This is a genomic window from Streptomyces genisteinicus, assembly GCF_014489615.1.
Taxonomy (GTDB): domain Bacteria; phylum Actinomycetota; class Actinomycetes; order Streptomycetales; family Streptomycetaceae; genus Streptomyces; species Streptomyces genisteinicus.
In genome coordinates this window covers 5,070,085-5,089,478 of record NZ_CP060825.1, presented here as the reverse complement: position 1 = coordinate 5,089,478, position 19,394 = coordinate 5,070,085, and the positions used below count along the sequence as shown (strand labels likewise).

Annotated in this window: 7 protein-coding genes; 3 read left to right on the top strand and 4 right to left on the bottom strand. The window is 72.6% G+C overall.

Annotation, left to right across the window (positions count from 1 at the left end):
• Window positions 1-90 precede the first annotated feature (90 nt).
• The 4 genes from IAG43_RS35000 to glgP all read right to left on the bottom strand — a co-directional run bounded on the left by IAG43_RS35000 (window position 91) and on the right by glgP (window position 12,807).
• A complete protein-coding gene (locus IAG43_RS35000; RefSeq protein WP_281403974.1) occupies window positions 91-1,635 on the bottom strand; it encodes a VCBS repeat-containing protein in 1,545 nt (514 codons plus the stop codon).
• Window positions 1,636-2,053: 418 nt separating this feature from the next.
• On the bottom strand, window positions 2,054-2,503 hold the full coding sequence (locus tag IAG43_RS22245) for a hypothetical protein (protein WP_187742458.1): 450 nt from the start codon (window positions 2,501-2,503) through the stop codon (window positions 2,054-2,056).
• On the bottom strand, window positions 2,496-9,368 hold the full coding sequence (locus IAG43_RS34995) for an RHS repeat-associated core domain-containing protein (protein ID WP_281403973.1): 6,873 nt from the start codon (window positions 9,366-9,368) through the stop codon (window positions 2,496-2,498). Before IAG43_RS34995 ends, IAG43_RS22245 begins: the two co-directional genes overlap by 8 nt.
• Window positions 9,369-10,140: 772 nt before the next feature.
• A complete protein-coding gene (gene glgP / locus IAG43_RS22235) occupies window positions 10,141-12,807 on the bottom strand; it encodes an alpha-glucan family phosphorylase (RefSeq protein WP_187742456.1) in 2,667 nt (888 codons plus the stop codon).
• Between the two features lie 412 nt (window positions 12,808-13,219).
• Here glgP and IAG43_RS22230 point away from each other — a divergent pair, with 412 nt between their 5' ends.
• The 3 genes from IAG43_RS22230 (at window position 13,220) to IAG43_RS22220 (ending at window position 18,667) form a co-directional block, all read left to right on the top strand.
• A complete protein-coding gene (locus tag IAG43_RS22230) occupies window positions 13,220-15,328 on the top strand; it encodes an alpha-1,4-glucan--maltose-1-phosphate maltosyltransferase (protein ID WP_187742455.1) in 2,109 nt (702 codons plus the stop codon).
• Window positions 15,325-17,103, top strand: coding sequence for a maltose alpha-D-glucosyltransferase (gene treS / locus IAG43_RS22225; protein WP_187742454.1), 1,779 nt, complete (start codon window positions 15,325-15,327; stop codon window positions 17,101-17,103). The genes IAG43_RS22230 and treS overlap by 4 nt, the downstream gene beginning before the upstream one ends.
• A gap of 184 nt (window positions 17,104-17,287) precedes the next feature.
• Entirely contained in the window at window positions 17,288-18,667 is a 1,380-nt protein-coding gene (locus tag IAG43_RS22220; RefSeq protein WP_187742453.1) for a maltokinase N-terminal cap-like domain-containing protein, read from the top strand.
• The last annotated feature ends 727 nt before the right edge of the window (window positions 18,668-19,394 follow it).

Sequence of the window (19,394 nt, the reverse complement as noted above, 5' to 3'; positions counted from 1 at the left end):
AGCCGGGCAGGGCTCGGCCGCCCCGGGACTCCGGGCGGGCCCGCCGGGGACGGCGGGCACCGGCCGGGTGCCGGAGGGGCGGCCGGTCGGTCAGCTCAGGAGTGCTCCGAAGGCGGTGTTCGCCGCCGGGATGCCGCCCTCGCCGGGGCGCCAGGTCCGGGTCGGCGCGCCGCCGTCGGGCGTGTTCCACGGGAAGGCGTGGACGGCCCGGTTCTCGGCGGGGCCGTAGGGGACGCCGACGTACAGCGCCGTGGGGCTCGCGCCGAGGCCGAGGCCGAGGAGCGTGCGGGGGGCGCGGACGGCGGCCGGGACCCCGTGGCCCGGGGAGAGCCGGACGTCGCCGGCGCCCGGGTCGCCGAGCAGCGGCAGGATCTGGACCCCGCCCTCCTCCGGGAACTCCTCGGTCTCCTCCTCGCCGGGCACGCCGACGGCCAGCCGCATGGTGGCCGCCGTGCCGGGCGCGGACGGGGAGGTGTTGACCGCGGCGAGCCGCCGGCCGAAGAAGTCGCCGGGCTCGGCCTCCCCCTCGACACCGGGCTGGTTCTGGTCGATCCAGGTCAGCGGTGTGACGGTGCCGTCCGCCTTGATGTGGTACGTGTGCACGGCACCGGCGTCGACGGTGGTCGCGAGGTCCTCCCCGGGGACGCCGACCGCGAGGAGCGAGTCGGTGTTCGAGGTGGCCCCGGCGGGCCGGTAGGGCGCCATCGCCAGGGCGGCGCCGTACTGGTCGTCGCTCTGGGCGGCGGTGTCGGCGGTGCCGGTGCGGCCCTGGCCCATGCCGAACAGCGGGTCGGGGATGCCGTAGGTGTTGATGGACGGCCGGAAGGCGACGACGCCGCCGGCGAACTCCCGGTTGCCGCTGCTGGTCACCATCGACTCGCCGGGCGCGCCGACGACGAAGTGCCGGTCGGTGGCGGCGATCGAGGCGCCGAAGCGGTCGTTGGGCTCCGGGTCCTCCCAGACGCCGGTGCTGTCCTGGGCGACGTGGGCCACGCCGTAGGTGACGCCGTAGACGTAGTGGAACATGCCCATGTCCTTGCCCTCGCCGCCGTCCTCGCCGGGGGCGCCGATGACCAGGAAGGGGATGTTGGTGGCCGAGCGGCCGGCGGCGACGGCGTAGCCGACCCAGTCCTCGGCCTCGTAGCCGCCCGCGAGCTTGCCGTCGGAGCCCTGGCGGAAGCCGATGGAGCTGGTCCCGCCGGTGACGCCCGCGGTCGAGCCGTAGACGAGGTGGACGAGTCCGGCGTCCTTGACGGTGCCGACGTCCTCGAACGGGATGCCTACGGCGATGTCGCTGCATCCGTCGAGGTTGGCGTCGTAGACGGCGTACGAGAAGCCGAACTGGTCGCCCTCCTCGGCACCGTCGGAGACGTTCGGCGACTCCTGGGAGAGCAGGAAGGTGCCCTTGTCCCCGCCGTAGACGATGTGGATCTGTCCGGCGCGTTCCTTGCCGGCGACCGTGGCCTCCGGGTCGGCGATCACCGTGTCGCGGATCCCGTCCCCGTTGAAGTCGTGCTGCGCCCCCGCGCAGCCGGTGGCGGCGGCGGCCGGAGCCCCCGGCGCCACCGCCTGTCCGAGGAGTGCGACGGCACCGGCGATCGCCAGCGCGCCCACTCCGCGTCGTGCACGTGTCATCGCACGCGGCATGTTCCCCCCACCCCGCAAATCCCCCGCACCGTCAGGAACCGTGCGGAGGTGATCAGTTGAACGTTCTACGGTCTTGGTCCCCCCACGACCGCAGAAGCGGAACGGGACTATTCCACGTACGGCGGCGCAGCGACAAGGCCCGATGTCGGACATGGGCTCATCGGCGGCAATCACGGGTTCGTCACATCCGTCACACGGCATGGTCATGATTCGGTCACACCCCGGACACCGCCACCGGAATCCGGACAACGCGATCCGGCCGGGGGCGGCCGGCTGCGGACCGCCCGGCCGGCGCTACCGCGTGCGTACGTCCCCTCCGGAAGCCGCGGGGCGCCGCCTCGCGAAACGCCGAGGGCCGCCCCCGCTCACGCGGGGACGGCCCTCGTCCTTCTGCCGGCCGCTCAGGTCACCCCGGGCGCATCGCCCGGGTGCGGAAGTGCACGGGGTCCAGCAGGAACCCGGGCCGGTCCCCGGTGAACCGGGAGACCCCCACCGCCACCTTGGAGCAGACGACCCAGCCCAGCGAGTCCTCGCTCCGCAGCACCAGCGTGAGCAGCGGGTTCGGCCGCGGCTTCAGCACGCCCGTCGCCGCGATCTCCGCGAGGACGGTCTCGTCCGCCGTCTCCAGGCTGAGCCCCCGGAAGGACCGGCCCACGTTCAGCCGCTCCACCGCCTCGAAGCGCAGGCCGAGGGCTTCGTCGTCGATCCCCTGCCCGTTCTGGCTGCGGACGAGCAGCTGCGAGTGCCCGATCCCGTACATCCACAGGCTGAAGCGGAGCGGGCTGGACCACAGCACACGCCCCGGGGGGTGCGGTGCGCCGCCCGGTGCCGTGTCCTCGGTCGGTGCGTCACTCAAAGGGGTTCGACACCTCCTTTCCCTTCCGGTACCAGGTGACCCGGCTCCATGCTCCCGGGGACTGGCTCAGCCGGTACATCTCCCAGCGTGTGGCGCCCTGCATCTCGGGTGCCGGCGTGAGGTCCTTGCCCAGCTTGGCATAGGCCTTGGGGTCGGTGATCCCGTCCAGGTTGACGTGGATCCGGGTCTTGCCGTCCTTCAGGAACTTGTTGACGTGCTGGTACCACCAGGCGTCGTCGTCCCACTCCTTGTACGTGGTGGCGCCCCGCTCCATGGCGAAGATGTCCAGCGCCATGTCGTCGCCGTCCACCGTCTGCTTGCCGAGCGCGATGTCGTCGCAGTTGTGGACGAGGACGGGAGTGGTGCCCGCCGCCACGTAGTAGGCGTGCACACCGGAGACCGTGAGGTCGTGGGTGCGCTGGCGCCGGTCGAAGAACTCCGTGCCGGTGACCTCGGCCCGTTCGCCGTCCGGGGTGAGCAGCTGCATCCCGGGCCGCAGGCCGGAGGCCTCGACGAACGCCCCCTGGGAGACGACCCAGAACGGGTGCGTCACCGTGGAGGTGAGCGTGGCGGTGCCGCCGGGGCCGGCGACGGTCAGGTCGACGAAGTGCTTGTCGTCCTCCGTGACGATCGTCCGCACGACCTCGCGGGCCGAGTTCACACCGGTGCCCGGGTCCGTGGTCGTGACCATGTCCCCGACGCCGACGTCCTCGATGGGTCTGCTCGACCCGTCCGCCATCAGCACCTTCGCGGCGGGCAGGAACGAGTGGTTCTCGCAGGAGTCCCTGTCCCGTTTCTTCCTGTCCGCCTTGGCCTTGGCCTTCTTGGACTTCTCCAGGGCGTCCTTGGCGTTGTCGACCCGCTTCTGCGTCTTGCGCATCTTGGTGATCGAGTCGTAGAGGTCGTCGATCAGGCTGAGCGCCTTGTAGATCTTCTTCGCCTTGAAGATGGCCTTCGCCGCTGTTCCGAGGAGCAGCGTGGCGACCTCCGCGGCGGCCTTCAGGCAGGTGCCGATCGCCGGGTTCGACGCGCAGTCCTCCAGCGCCGAGACGCCGACGATGTCCTTGATCTCCTCGATGATCCTGTCGGTCACCGCGCTGACCTGGCGCTCCGCCTGGGCGTGGTCGGCCTCGGCGGCCGCGACCTCCTTCTCCTCCTTGGACGGCTGCGGCTTCGGGTCGCCGAACTCCCATCCGTTCGGGCCCATCCGGCAGGTGATCAGACCCTCCCAGCACTCGGCGGGGATGGCTCCGGACGGGTCGGAGTACGTGACGGGCGAGTTGTTGGCGTACGCGTAGCCGTTCATCTGCTGGGCGTTGCCGAAGTCGATGAGCGGATCGACGGAGACGAACTTGCCCAGACCGGAGTCGTACTCGCGGGCGCCGAGGTTGGTGAGCCCGGTGTCCTCGTCGAAGGTGCCGCCGACGAAGCCCGTGCGCCCCGCCCAGGACGTGGGCTGGGTGCCGCGGGTGTTGCCGTACGGGTCGAACCGGCGCTGGGTCACACTGCCGGTCGTCGCCTGGACGCTCAGGTCGCCGGTGCCGTGGTGGTCCGACGAGAGGAACGTGACCATGTTGTCGTCGGTCCGCACCGCGACGTCCTGCCCCGCGTGCGCGTAGGTGCGCGTGGCCTGGACCTTGGTGGCGCCCGCCGGCAGGCTCAGCTCCATGCCCGGCAGGTACAGCGTGGTTCCCCGGCTGTCTTTGCGCTTGAGGCGGTTGCCGTCGGGGCCGTACAGGTACGTGGACGCGGTGGCCTCGTCCGCCGGGGTGGTGACGTCGTCGGGCCGGGCCAGCCGGGTCAGCTTGCCGCCCGCGTCCCAGGTCAGCGTCTCGGTATTGCCTCCGATCGTCCGGGTCTCCATGTTGCCCGCGGCGTCGTACCCGTAGGTGGACTGGCTGTCGCCGGTCGGGGTGTCCGCCACCACCTTGGTCACCGCGTGCGGTCCGGCCGGTCCCTCGCCGTAGGTGAAGGTCCGGGTGACGTCCTTGGCGGAGTCCAGTCCGGTGTCGTGGGTGATGTCCTGGGTGCGGTTGCCGATCTCGTCGGTCCGGTACGACTTCCAGTACGCGGCAGGGCCGCCGAGGGCCTGGCTGCCGGGCGCCGCCGAGCAGGCCGAGGGCACGGTGCCGTCGACGGGGGCGGTGGTGCCGGCCGTCCCGGAGCCGGTGGCGGCCGCCGTGCTCGCGTTCGGCGTCCATGCCTCGGAGAGCCGGCGGTTCTGGTCGTACTGGAAGCACTGCACGTCGGGAGCGGCGCCGCCGGAGCCGACGTCCGACACGGACAGGACGTTTCCGGCCTTGTCGTAGCTGTAGCCGGTCTCCTTCACCGGCCCGGTCGTGGAGCCGGCGACGTCCACCACGGCGCGGGTGACCCGGTCGGTGCCCCGCTCGTAGTCGAAGGTCTGCCAGACCTTCTTGCCGCCGGTGTTCAGTTCGAGCTGGAGCAGGGACGACGTGGGCGACCAGGTGGTCCCCGTGACGTAGGTGGAGAGTCCCTGCATCGTCACGGGCCGCTGGAGCTCGTCGTAGCCGTAGCGGATCACCTCGGCGGCGAGGCCGCCGGCCGCGGGCAGGCCCGCGGTCTGGACGGTCCCGTCCCGGTTGTAGGTGGTGGTGAAGAGGTAGGTGCCGGCGAGCGCGCCCTCGGACGCGGGGACGATGTGGGCCGTCTTCATCGGACGGTACTGGTCGTCGAACTCCTGCACCGCGGTGCCGAAGTACTCGGTCGCGCCGGTGTACCGCAGCGAGGCGTACTGCTTGCCGAGCGCGCCGGTGCGGTCGTAGCGGTTCTCGGTGAGCTTCTTCCCCGCGGACACCGGACCGTCGTAGGTGGCGGTGGTCCGGCCGAGGGCGTCGTAGGCGGTGGTCACCTCGGTGCCCCGGCCCTCGTGCCGTACGGAGACCACCCGGTCGGCGTCGTCGTAGCCGGTGATCGTGGTGCCCGCGTCGGGGTCCACGGACTTCACCTTGCGGCCGCGCTGGTCGTACTCGAAGGACCAGACGTTCTGCCGGGCGTCGGTCACCGTCGAGAGCCGGCCCGACGGCGTGTAGGTGTACCGGGTCGACGCGTACGTGGACGGGCCCGTCGAGAGGGGGCCGCCGGTCTGGTACTGGCGCTGCTCGACGACCTGGCCGTCGACGTCGGTCAGCGACGTCGAGGCGATCCCGCCCTGCGGCGGGACGGTGTGCGCGCGGTCGCCCTCGTGGACGGTGGTCGTGCGCCACTGCTCGACGCCCGCGACGGCGAAGACGGTCGCGGTGGTCCGGCCCATGTCGTCGTACTCGTACAGGGTCTGCGACTCGACCTCGCCGTTGCGCACGATCAGGAGCTGGTCGGAGGCGGCTCCGGCGGCCGCGTAGGTGCCGTACGCCGTCTTGAGCTTGCCCCGCGCGTCGTAGAAGGTGTCGGCCACCAGACGGGTGCCGCCCGGTCCGACCGCCTGCTTCTGACGGGCTCTCAGCAGGCTGTCGTAGAGGGTGTACTCGGCGGCGTAGGAGCCGCCCTCCTCGACGATCTCGGTCTTCACCGCGAGCGGCGCGTCCTTGCGGACGAGGTAGCTGTACTTGCTGTTCGGTGTCTGGTTGCTCGCCTTCTTCCGGTCCTCCAGCCAGGCGCCCGTGATGCGGCCGAGGCCGTCGAACGAGAGGTCCGTCCGCTTGCCGTTGGGGTCCTGGCGGCCCTTGACCTGGCCCCAGGCGGGTTCGTAGTCCGTGATGCTCGCGTGGCCGAGGACGTTGGTCGCCTTCGTCTGCGTCGTCAGACCGTTGACCATGGTGTACGCGGTCGTGGTGCGCCCGGTGCCGGGGGTGGTGGCGGAGGTCGGACGCCCGTAGGAGTCGTAGACGTTCTTGAAGGCCTCCTGGTACACCGGGGTGGTGCCGTCGTGCGAGGCGAGCCGCTCCGCCGACGTCTCCAGTCCGCGGACCGGGGCGGCGCCGTGCGCGAGGCTGTCGTAGTACGTGCGGATGTCCGACAGCACCTGCTTCCTGCGGTCGGGCGTCGTGCCGCACGAGACGGCGACCTCCTCGACCCGCTTCACCCGGTCCAGGAAGTTCCGGTCGCCCGCCGTGTTGTCGGCGTACGTGGTGCGGGTGCAGGTGTCGTCCTTCGCGGCGGCGTCCTTCTCCGCCTGCGTGGCGGTCGCCGGGACCACCCGCCCGAAGTCGTCGACCTGGGTGACGCGGCCGGTGCCGGTCGCCGTGTCGTACGACGTCTCCGAACGGGACTCGCGCCAGCCGCCGGCCTTCAGCGCGGTGAAGCCGCGGGTGACGGTCGGCTTGACGAGGGTGGCGCGCAGCGTGCCCCAGCTCTTCGTCTGGGTCGCCGTGTGGTGCTTCCACGGCTTCTTGACGACCTTGGTGGCGACGGCGCCGTCGTTGAAGGCCTGCGCCTCCAGCTCGAAGCCGGTGAAGTCCTCGTCGTCGGTGTACACCGTGCCGGTGGAGTCCGTCACGGTGGCGGAGACGGTGCCGCCGCCCGGCTTCCTGTCGCCGTCGCGGCCCTGGAAGAAGGTGTAGTCGACGCGGCTGCGCTGCCGGTCCTCGGCGCCGCTGGTGACGGTCACCTTGCCGTAGCCCTGCCACTCGCCCCAGGTGAGGAACTCGTCGGGGGTGATGCCGTCGGGCTTGGAGTGACGCCAGCCCGCGGGGCCGTTGTAGTCGTAGCGGGTGACCATCTTGTCGCCGCCGCCGGTGCGGTCGGTCTCGACGATCTCGGCGACCACGTACTTGTGGAACCAGTCGTCGACCGGGTCCAGGTTGCCCGGCGCCGCCCACTTGACCGGGTAGCACCGCTTGGTGGACTCACCGGGCTTCGGCAGGGCCGAGGCCGTGCAGTCGGCGGGGGCGAAGTTGACGTCCAGCTGGGCGCCGGTCTCGCTCACCACGGTCACCAGGCGGTGGCGTCGGAAGGGGGCGATGTTGTCGCCGACGGCGTCGACGCGGTTCTCCATCTGCGCGCCGAAGAGGTCCAGCGAGGGGACCTTGGCGGTGGTGCCGACCCGGCCCTCGTGGTCGATCTTCGACAGCCACATGCTTCTGGAGTCGTCGCCGTTGTCGAGGAACGCGTGGGTGAGCAGCCAGGCGTCGACGTCCTGGTACTCGGTCGCGCTCCTGCGCATCTGCGTGACGACGGCCTTCAGCCGCTTGGTGGTGAAGAACGTCGGCGCGATCTGGTCGGCGGCGCACTTCGTGGACGCCTTGCACTCCCGGTCGACGGGGACGTCGGGCCAGCGGGCCGCGTTGGCCGCGGTGCGCTTGGACTCGGCGCAGTCGAAGGAGGCGTCGGGCAGGCACCGCTCGGTGACGTCGAAGACGACGCGGGCCGGGGCCTTGGCGGCGTACACCTGGGTGTCGCGCTGGCCGTAGTCGATCCGCTTCAGGTGACCGCCGCGGTCGTAGGAGGTGCCGTTGACGTCCGTCTTCCCGTTCAGCGCGTAGTGGTTCACCTCCTTGGCGTAGTAGTGCGAGACGACGTTGCCGTGCGGGTCCTTGACGTAGTCGAGGTTCCAGCGCCAGGCCTGCTTGCAGTGGGCGCTGGTGAACGTCGCGTTGTGGCAGGGCTCCCCCGAGTCGTCGCCGAAGACCGGCAGCGTCCAGGCGGACTGCGTCTCCTCGTTGCCCGACGCCCAGCCCGGGAGCCGGTTCAGACCGAACCAGTACTCCTTGCCGTCCGGGGTGATGATCCGCCAGTGCTCGCCGTTGTCGTCACCGTTGACGGCCCCGGTCAGCTTCTCGACCTTCGAGCCGTCCGGGTTCGCGAGCTTCCACGCGCCCGTGGCGTCGTCCTTGATGATCTGGGACGCGCTGCCGTTCAGCATCACGGTCGCGTTGTCGAACGCCCAGCACTGCTCGGCGGATCCGTCGTGGCCGTCGTCCGCGCAGGGCTTGTAGCGGCGCTCGATGTAGCCCGACTCGTAGGTGAAGCCCTCGCCGACCCAGGAGCCCTGGTTGTTGGTGGCCGAGGTCTGCCCGTCGATCGACTGCGACTGGTACGAGAGCCCGACCGACGGAGCGAGGCCGCCGGCCACCGGCACCGTGCGCATCGGGTACGACCAGGAGAACCCGCCGGTGGAGCGGGCGACGCTCCAGCTCGCCGAAGGGGCGAGCGCGGTCGCCCCGTAGGTGCCCTGCGACGAGGACGGACCCGCGGCGAGCGCGACGAGCGAGGCCCCCCGGGCCGCCGTCGCCGAGGTGCCGCCCGGGCCCGCCGGCGCGGCGGTGACCTCGGCGGAGGCCGTGTTGGCCACCGGGTCGTTCACGGTGCGCAGCGGTGTCCCGGTGCCGGGGCACGCCTTGCTGCCCGGTGCGGCGAACTCGGCGCAGGCGGGGAGCTGCACCAGGCGCAGCCGCGCTCCGTAGGAGCCGCCGTAGGCGTCCTCGAAGGCCGAGTAGTCCACGGAGAGGCGGACCGGGGCCCCGGCAGCGGCCGCGTCGGACCGCTGGATGCGGAGCACGGCACCCGCCGCGAGGTCCTTCGCGCGTGCCGTGGGCAGCACGTCCACCCGTACCCGGGCGGGGGTGGCGGCGGTGGCGGCCGTGCGGGCGCCCTTCGCCCCGGACGCCTTCGCGGGCGGCACGGCGGCGACCGAGACCGGCAGACCGCCCACCTCGACGGGCTTCGGCGAGGCCGCCACGGCGACCTCCCGGCTGCCGCCGGGCGGCAGGACGGCCTTGTCCAGCCGGGTGACGGCCGCCTTGCGGGCCGGATCGGACGGCCGGGGCAGGGACGTGGCGTTCCGGCCCTCGACCGGATCGGCCTCCTGGACCCCGGGCCTGCCCCGGCCGGGATCCGCCGCGGGTACGGCGTGGACCGTACCGCCGGTCAGCACGACGGTCAGTCCGAGGGCGGTCGCTGCAAGCAATCGCCCTGGTATGTGCCGGTTCAGCAACCGGCCACGGAATGGCATCACGTGTCTCCGCACGTAGAAAGGAACCGAGTCGGTGGAATCGGCCGGCGGGCGCGGCGACGCTCCCGCCGGCCGGGTCTCAGCGCTCCGGAGTGCCCGGTCGTCCGGGTTCCGGCAGCCGGGCGCCGGCACCGGGGTGCGGGCGTGCCCGGGTCGTGGCGGTGGCGGTGGCGGAGGCGGCCGGGGCGCCCGGCACCGGAGTGCCGCGGCGCGCGTGTGCCGCGGTGCCGGACGGGTTCACCGTGCACCGCCTTCCGGGCACGTCGGCGCCCGTCCCCCTACGCGGCATGTTCCCCCCACCCCGCATCTCCCCCGGGGCGCAGCGGCCTTGCGGGGGTTCACAGTTGACGCTCCGTCGGATGCCTCGATCCCACCCCCCGAGGGTCCGCGGAAGCGGAACGGGACTATTCCACGCGCCCCCGAAGGCGTTCAAGATCACAAGTCCGACATGGACTCATCGGTCAGCATCACGTCTTCGTCACAAGGGCCACACGGCATGGTCATCGTTCTGCCACGCCCCGTGCACCGGACGGCCGTCCGGGACCCGGCCCGCCCGGGCGGGCCGGCGGGGCGCACGAGGCAGACGCGCACGCGGAAAGGCGCGGCGCACGAAGGAAGCGCGGAAGGCACGGCAGACGCGCAAGCAAAAGGCACGGCAGACGCGCACGCGAAAAGCGCGGCGCCCCTCCCGGGGCGCCGCGCCTCCCACCGTCCGGTCGCGCCGCCGTCAGCGCAGCAGCAGGCCCGCCTCACCGCCCGGGGAGTCGGAGACCTCCGGCGGCAGGGCGACGAGCCCCATGTCCGCGCCCGCCGGGATGAGCCGGTGGGCGGGCAGCACCCGCACGGTGTAGCCGAACGGCCCGGTCCGGTCGAGGGCCAGCGGGCCCTCGTAGACCCAGCGGCCCGCGAGGTCGGGGCCGCCGGCCGGCTTCAGCGGGAAGGTGCGGGTGTCGCGCAGGGCGTCGTCGGGGTCCACCCTGCCCGCGACGGCCTGCACCTCCACGTCGTCGGGCCCGAGTTCGCCGAGCGTCGCCTGGACCCGGAGGGTGAGTGTCGAGCCGAGCCCGGCCGTCGGCGCGCCCCCGGTCGCCGCGTCCTGGTCGACGGCCTCCACGTGGTCGACCGCGACCGCCGGCCACGCGGCCCGCACCCGGGACTTCCACCCCGCCAGCTCCTCGGCCGCGGCCGCGTCGAGGGCGCGGTGCGCCTCGGCGGCCGGGGCGTAGAGCCGCTCCACGTACTCGCGGACCATGCGGCCCGCGAGCACCTTCGGGCCGAGGGTCGTCAGGGTGCGGCGGACCATGTCGATCCAGCGGTCCGGGAGGCCGCCGCCGCCCTCCTCGTAGAAGCGGGGCGCGATGCGCTCCTCGATCAGCGAGTAGAGGGCGGCCGCCTCCAGTTCGTCCCGGCGGTCCTCGTCGGTGGCCTCGCCGTCGGCCGTGGGGATCGCCCAGCCGAAGTCGGGCTCGTACCACTCGTCCCACCAGCCGTCGAGCACGGACAGGTTGAGCGATCCGTTGAGCGCGGCCTTCATGCCGCTGGTGCCGCAGGCCTCCAGCGGGCGCAGCGGGTTGTTGAGCCACACGTCGCAGCCGGGGTACAGCTTCTTCGCCATCGCCATGCCGTAGTCGGGCAGGAAGACGATGCGGTGGCGCACCCGCGGGTCGTCGGCGAACCGGACGAGTTCGCGCACCAGCCGCTTGCCGCCGTCGTCGGCGGGGTGTGCCTTGCCGGCGACGACGATCTGGATCGGGCGCGTGGGGTGCAGCAGCAGCTCGGTGAGGCGCTGCCGGTCGCGCAGCATGAGCGTGAGCCGCTTGTACGAGGGCACCCGGCGGGCGAAGCCGATGGTGAGCACGTCCGGGTCGAGGACCCCGTCGATCCAGCCGAGTTCCGCGGCTCCCGCACCCCGCTGCCGCCAGGAGGCGCGCAGCCGCTCCCGCACCTCCGCGACCAGCTGCTCGCGCAGCGAGCGGCGCAGCTCCCAGATCTCCGCGTCGGGGATGTCGGCGACGGCGTCCCAGCGGGGCGACCCGCCGACCGAGAGCGCGTCCTCCGCGCGGCCCGGTCCGAGCCGGCGGGCGCCGAGGCGGAAGACCTCGGGCGCGACCCAGGTGGGGGCGTGGACTCCGTTGGTGACCGAGGTGATGGGCACGTCGGCGGCGTCGAATCCCGGCCAGAGGCCGGCGAACATGTCCCGGCTGACGGCGCCGTGCAGTTCGGAGACGCCGTTGGCGCGCTGGGCGAGCCGCAGCCCCATCACGGCCATGTTGAACACACCGCCGTCGCCGCCGGGGTAGCTCTCCGTGCCGAGCCTCAGGATGCGGTCGACGGGCACGCCGGGCAGCTCCGCGCCGTCGGCGAAGTGACGGGCGACCAGATCGCGGTCGAAGCGGTCGATCCCGGCGGGCACCGGCGTGTGCGTGGTGAACACGGTGCCCGCGCGCACCGCCTCCAGGGCGGCGTCGAAGCCGAGCCCGGGGCTCTCGCCGAGCTCCCGGATGCGTTCCAGCCCGAGGAAGCCGGCGTGGCCCTCGTTGGTGTGGAAGACCTCGGGCGCGGCGTGCCCGGTGAGCCGGCAGTACGTGCGCACGGCGCGGACGCCGCCGATGCCGAGGAGCATCTCCTGGAGCAGCCGGTGCTCGCTGCCCCCGCCGTACAGCCGGTCGGTGACGTCGCGGGCGCCGGGGCCGTTGTCCTCGACGTCGGAGTCGAGCATCAGCAGCGGGACCCGGCCGACCTGGGCGACCCAGATGTGGGCGTGCAGCAGGCGGCCCGCGGGGAGCGCGAGGGTGACCCGGGCGGGGCTCCCGTCGTCCTCGCGCAGCAGCGAGACGGGCAGTTCGTTGGGGTCGAGCACCGGATAGTGCTCCTGCTGCCAGCCGTCGCGCGACAGCGACTGGCGGAAGTAGCCGTGGCGGTAGAGCAGGCCGACGCCGATCAGCGGGACACCGAGGTCGCTGGCCGCCTTGAGGTGGTCGCCGGCCAGGATGCCGAGGCCGCCCGAGTACTGCGGGAGCGCGGCGGTGACGCCGAACTCGGGCGAGAAGTACGCGATGGCGGCGGGGAACCCGGACGCGTCGCCGCCGCCGCTTCCGGCGCCCTGGTACCACCTGCCGCCGTGCAGGTAGTCGTCCAGGTCGTCGGCGGCCGCGGCGAGCCGGCGCAGGAATCGCCGGTCCTTGGCGAGTTCGGCCATCCGGGCGGCGGACACGCCGCCGAGCAGCCGCACGGGGTCGCCCCCCGCCGCCTGCCACCCCCCGGGGTCGACGGAGCGGAACAGCTCTTGGGTCTCGGTGTGCCAGGACCAGCGCAGATTGCGCGCCAGGCCGCTGAGCGGTCGCAGGGGTTCGGGGAGGACGGGGCGGACGGTGAAACGACGAATGGCCTTCACAGGTCCCACCTTCGCAGGGGAAATACGCATCCGAGCGGACGCACGACGCATTTCGTGTCGTACGCCGCCTTTCCGTCGCGACGACGCCGGGGCCCGCGCGGGACCGGGCGCGCCCGCGCGGCCCGGACGGGCCCGGCCGACGACGCTAAGGGGCGCGGACGGGGACCCGCCACGGCGCAGAGGAGCACCCCGGCGCATCCGTGTGCACGAGCAGCATGCCGGGGTCGGGTTCCGGCCGTGTGACGGGACGGGACACCCGGTGTGTCTTGTGTCGGCCGCTACGTCCTAGTAGTTAACACATCGCCGGATTGCCCCCCGGGAGACCGGGGGAAGGCTCATCCGGTACGCAAGCGAGCACACCCCGCGACCGCATCCTTTCCGTCCACCCGAGTGAACGCGGACTGGAGCCGACATGCCCGCACCCGGCCAGTCACCGACTGAGCAGTTACAAATTAGACACACAGTGCGCAATCCACCCCTTGCCGCTCGACCCGACCTGCCCGCACAGCCCTCAGGTGATGTCGTGAACTCGCTCATTGGCCGCATTCCCGTCCTGGACGTACGCCCGCTCGTCGACTGCGGAAGACAGCCCGCGAAGGCCGTGGCGGGTGAGACCTTCGAGGTCACCGCCACGGTCTTCCGCGAAGGCCACGACGCGGTCGCCGCCAACGTCGTGCTGCGCGACCCGAAGGGCCGCCCCGGTCCCTTCACCCCGATGCGGGAACTCGCACCGGGCACCGACCGCTGGGGGGCCTTCGTCACCCCGGAGACCGAGGGCGCGTGGACGTACACCGTCGAGGCGTGGAGCGACCCGGTCGCCACCTGGCGCCACCACGCGCACATCAAGATCCCGGCGGGCATCGACACCGAACTGGTCCTGGCGGAGGGCGCCGAGCTGTACGAGCGCGCCGCCGCGGGCGTCCCGAAGAAGGACGGACGCGAGGGGGTGCTGGCAGCCGCGGACGCCCTGCGGGACACCGCACGGCCCGCCGGCGCGCGCCTCGCCGCCGCGCTCGCGGCCGACGCGACCGCCGCGCTGGACCGGCACCCGCTGCGCGAACTGGTCAGCGCCTGTGAACCGCTGCCGCTGAAGGTCGAGCGCCGCCGGGCGCTGTACGGCGCGTGGTACGAGCTGTTCCCGCGCTCGGAGGGCGCGGTCGTCGAGGAGGGCGCGGCGCCGGTGTCCGGCACCTTCCGCACGGCGGCCGAGCGGCTGCCCGCGGTGGCGGCGATGGGCTTCGACGTGGTGTACCTGCCGCCCATCCACCCCATCGGCACCACGCACCGCAAGGGACCGGACAACGCCCTGACGGCCGGCCCCCACGACGTGGGCGTGCCCTGGGCCATCGGCTCCGCCGAGGGGGGCCACGACGCCGTCCACCCCGATCTCGGCACCCTCGCCGACTTCGACCACTTCGTGCGGGCGGCGCGTTCGCTGCGCATGGAGATCGCCCTCGACTTCGCCCTCCAGTGCTCGCCGGACCACCCCTGGGTGAAGGAGCACCCCGAGTGGTTCCGCCACCGGGCCGACGGCTCGATCGCCTACGCCGAGAACCCGCCGAAGAAGTACCAGGACATCTACCCGATCGCCTTCGACGCGGACATGCCGGGCCTGGTGGCCGAGACCGTGCGGGTGCTGCGGTTCTGGATGGACCGCGGTGTGCGCATCTTCCGCGTCGACAACCCGCACACCAAACCGGTGGTGTTCTGGGAGAAGGTGATCGGCGAGATCAACGGCGCCGATCCCGACGTGGTCTTCCTGGCGGAGGCGTTCACCCGCCCGGCGATGATGCACGCGCTGGCGGCCGTCGGCTTCCAGCAGTCGTACACGTACTTCACCTGGCGCAACACCAAGCACGAGCTGACCGAGTACGTCCGGGAGCTGTCCGGCGAGGCCGCCTCGTACATGCGGCCGAACTTCTTCGTGAACACCCCCGACATCCTGCACGCCTACCTCCAGGAGGGCGGCCGTCCGGCGTTCGAGGTGCGGGCCGTGCTCGCCGCCACGCTGTCGCCGTCGTGGGGCGTGTACGCCGGGTTCGAGCTGTGCGAGGGCACCCCGCTGCACCCGGGCAGCGAGGAGTACCTCGGTTCGGAGAAGTACCAGCTGCGCCCCCGCGACTGGGAGTCCGCCGAGCGCGAGGGCCGCACCATCACCCCGCTGATCACCGCGCTGAACCGGCTGCGGCGCCGGCACTCGGCGCTCCAGCAGCTGCGCGACGTCCACTTCCACCACACCGACAACGACGCGGTGATCGCCTACTCGAAGCGCAGCGGGCAGGACGTCGTCCTCGTCGTCGCCAACCTCGACCCCCACCACACCCAGGAGGCCACGGTCTCGTTGAACATGCTGCGACTCGGGTTCGAAGAACACGAGACCGTACCGGTGCGCGACGAGCTCACCGGCGAGACCTATCACTGGGGCAGGGCCAACTACGTGCGCCTCGAACCGGGCAAGGCCCCGGCGCACGTCGTCACCCTGCGACCGTCCCCGCAGACCGGAGGGTCACCCATCTCATGATCGTCAACGAGCCCGTCCCCGACACCTTCGAGGACACCCCCGCCCGCGACCGCGACCCCGACTGGTTCAAGCGCGCCGTCTTCTACGAGGTCCTGGTCCGCTCCTTCCAGGACAGCAACGGCGACGGCGTCGGTGACCTGAAGGGCATCACCGCCAAGCTGGACTATCTGCAGTGGCTGGGCGTGGACTGCCTGTGGCTGCCGCCGTTCTTCAAGTCCCCGCTGCGCGACGGCGGTTACGACGTCGCGGACTACACCTCCGTACTGCCGGAGTTCGGCGACCTGGCCGACTTCGTCGAGTTCGTCGACGCGGCGCACCAGCGCGGCATGCGGGTGATCATCGACTTCGTCATGAACCACACCAGCGACCAGCACGAGTGGTTCCAGCAGTCCCGGTCCGACCCGGACGGCCCCTACGGCGACTACTACGTCTGGGCCGACGACGACAAGCAGTACCAGGACGCCCGCATCATCTTCGTGGACACCGAGTCGTCCAACTGGACGTTCGACCCGGTACGGAAGCAGTACTACTGGCACCGGTTCTTCTCTCATCAGCCGGACCTCAACTACGAGAACCCGGCCGTGCAGGAGGAGATCATCTCCGCCCTGCGGTTCTGGCTCGATCTCGGGATCGACGGCTTCCGGCTCGACGCGGTGCCGTACCTCTACCAGGAGGAGGGCACGAACTGCGAGAACCTGCCGCGCACCCACTCCTTCCTGAAGCGGGTCCGCAAGGAGATCGACGCCCACTACCCGGACACCGTGCTGCTCGCCGAGGCCAACCAGTGGCCCGAGGACGTCGTCGACTACTTCGGCGACTACCCGGCCGGCGGCGACGAGTGCCACATGGCGTTCCACTTCCCCGTGATGCCGCGCATCTTCATGGCCGTGCGGCGCGAGTCCCGCTACCCGGTCTCCGAGATCCTGGCGAAGACCCCGTCCATCCCGAAGAACTGCCAGTGGGGCATCTTCCTGCGCAACCACGACGAGCTGACGCTCGAGATGGTGACGGACGAAGAGCGCGACTACATGTACGCGGAGTACGCCAAGGACCCGCGGATGCGGGCCAACATCGGCATCCGCCGCCGGCTCGCCCCGCTGCTGGACAACGACCGCAACCAGATCGAGCTGTTCACCGCCCTGCTGCTGTCGCTGCCCGGCTCGCCGATCCTCTACTACGGGGACGAGATCGGCATGGGCGACAACATCTGGCTGGGCGACCGCGACGCGGTGCGCACCCCGATGCAGTGGACGCCGGACCGCAACGCGGGCTTCTCCTCCAGCGACCCGGGCCGGCTCTACCTGCCGACCATCATGGACCCGGTCTACGGCTACCAGGTGACCAACGTCGAGGCGTCGATGTCGTCGCCCTCCTCGCTGCTCCACTGGACCCGCCGGATGATCGAGATCCGCAAGCAGAACCCTGCCTTCGGTCTCGGTTCCTACGAGGAACTGCCGTCGTCGAACCCGGCGGTGCTCGCCTTCCTGCGGGAGTACGAGGACGACGTGGTGCTGTGCGTCCACAACTTCTCGCGGTTCGCCCAGCCGACCGAGCTCGACCTGCGCGCCTTCAGCGGACGCCATCCGGTGGAGCTGATCGGCGGCGTGCGGTTCCCCGCGATCGGCCAGTGGCCGTACCTGCTCACCCTCGCCGGCCACGGCTTCTACTGGTTCCGGCTGCGCAAGGACGCCGCGCCCGGCATCGCGCCGGGGACGTCGGCCGGCACCACGACCGGTCCGGCGGCGGGCGCCGCGGCGGGCGGCCTCACCCCCTGACGGACCGCGGGGAGACCGGGGGCGCGCAGGTGTCGAAAACGCGCCCCCTGCTCCGGCGGGGCGGTTTCCGCCGCCCCGCACCGGGCACTCTCCCCTTCATCCCCGCGCGCCGCCGGACAGCAACCGCTGCAATCCGGGACACTTTGCGCATTCGTGGTGTACCCGGGGAAAGGACGCGATGCCCATGTCGGAGGCTGCTTCCACCCGGACCTCGCCCGCACTACTTGCGTCGCTCGCACCACTGCTGACCACCTGGCTGCCGGCACAGCGCTGGTTCGCCGGCAAAGGCTCACCCGTCACCGGTTTCACCCTCGACCTCGCCACCGAACTGCTGCCGGTACGCGGTTCCGGCGGCCCGGGCCTGCTCCATCTCCTGCTGCGGGTCCACCAGCCCGAACGGCCGCCGGGCGGCGAAGGCGACTGCTACCAGCTGCTGATCGGGGCCCGGCCCACCCTGCCGCCCTCGCTCGCCCCCGCCCTCATCGGCCACGTCGCCGAGGGCCCGCTGGCCGGACTGACCCTGTACGAGGGCACCCACGACCCCCGGCTCGCGGCACTGCTGCTGGAACGCCTGCGCACACCGGGCACGTTGGGGCCCCTGCGCTTCGAGCGCTTCGACGGCGCCGCCCCCGCGCCCCGCGACCTGCCGGCCCGCCCGCTGGGAGCGGAGCAGTCCAACTCCTCGCTGGTCTACGGCGATACGTTCATCCTGAAGATCTTCCGCAGACTCCACCCCGGCTACAACCCGGATCTGGAGCTGCCGCTCGCCCTCGCCCGGGGCGGCTGCACCCGGGTCCCCGCACCCGTCGCCTGGTACCGGTCGTCCGCGCCGGAACCTTTCACCCTGGGCGTTCTCCAGCCCTTCCTGCGCGGCTCGCGCGACGGCTGGGTGCTCGCCCTCGAATCCCTGGCCGCCGGACGCCCGTTCCGCGCCGAGGCGCGGGAACTGGGGCGGGTGACGGCCGAGGTGCACACGGCGCTCGCCGACGCCCTCCCGGTGGTCAAGCTGAGCGGCGGGCAGGCCGAACGGCTCGCCGCCCAGATGACCGGACGGCTGGAGGCCGCCGCCCGCGCGGTGCCCGCGCTCGGCCCGTACGCGCCCCGGCTGCGCACCGCCTTCGAGGCGGTCGGCGCCCTCGGCGGACGCGGCCGCATCTGGGCCGCCCAGCGCGTCCACGGCGACCTGCACCTCGGGCAGATACTGCGCGGCCCCGTGGACACGCCCTGGTCCGTGATCGATTTCGAGGGCGAGCCGGCCAGCCCGCTCACGGAACGCTGCCGTCCGCAGCCCGCCGTCCGCGACGTCGCCGGCATGCTCCGGTCCTTCGACTACGCGGCCCGGACCCACCGTCCGTGGAACCCGGCCTGGGCCGAGGCCTGCCGCGACGCCTACTGCGCGGGCTACGCGGAGGCCGCCGGCTCCGACCCGCGCGAGGAGCCCGAGCTGCTGCGCGCGTACGAGACCGACAAGGCCGTGTACGAGGCCGTCTACGAGGCACGCCACCGGCCGGACTGGCTGCCGGTCCCGATGGCCGCGATCGAACGCCTCGCGTCCGCCGACTGACTCCCCCTCCCCCGCCCCACCCTCACTTCCTCGTGCCCAGGAGGCCGAACCCGTGACCCCCCGCCGTTCCCCCCGATCCTCCGACTCCTCGCTCACCCCGCAGCCCCCCGACGCGCAGGGCGCGCCCGGGGCCGCGGAGACCGGTCCGGCGGACGCACCGCCGACCGCACCGGACGCCGCCGCCGGGACCGGCGGGACGGCGGACACCGCCGGCCCCCGGCGCCCCGCGCGCAGGGCGCGGGCGGCGTCCGCGCCGGCGGCGGACGGCCTCCCCGCAGCGGGCGGCCTCCAGGAAGCGGGCGCCGGTGCGGGCGCGGACGGGCCGGTGCCCGGCGAGCAGACGCTCCCCGCCGCGCAGGCCGCGGAAGCCGCGGCCGGTGCGGTCCCCGGAGCCCGGAGCGACGCCCCCGCGGAGGCGGGCACGCCGGCCGCCGCGGGCGGAGCCGGTGCGGCCGGCGCCCTCGGGGGAGCGGCCCGCACCGGAGCCAAGGGGAAGGGCGGGAAGAAGAACGCCAAGGGGGGCGGCAAGGCCCGGGACGGCGTCCCTCCGGAGCCCGAGGCGCCCGGAGCCGGGCGGCGGAAGGCCGGGAAGACGGCGAAGACCGGCACGGCCGCGGAGGCGGCACGGCCCGGAGCGGACGCCGCGAACGCACCCGCCCTGCCCGGACAGGGCGCGCCCGCGGGGACGGAGCCCACCGCCCTGCCCGTGCAGGACGCACCGTCGGGG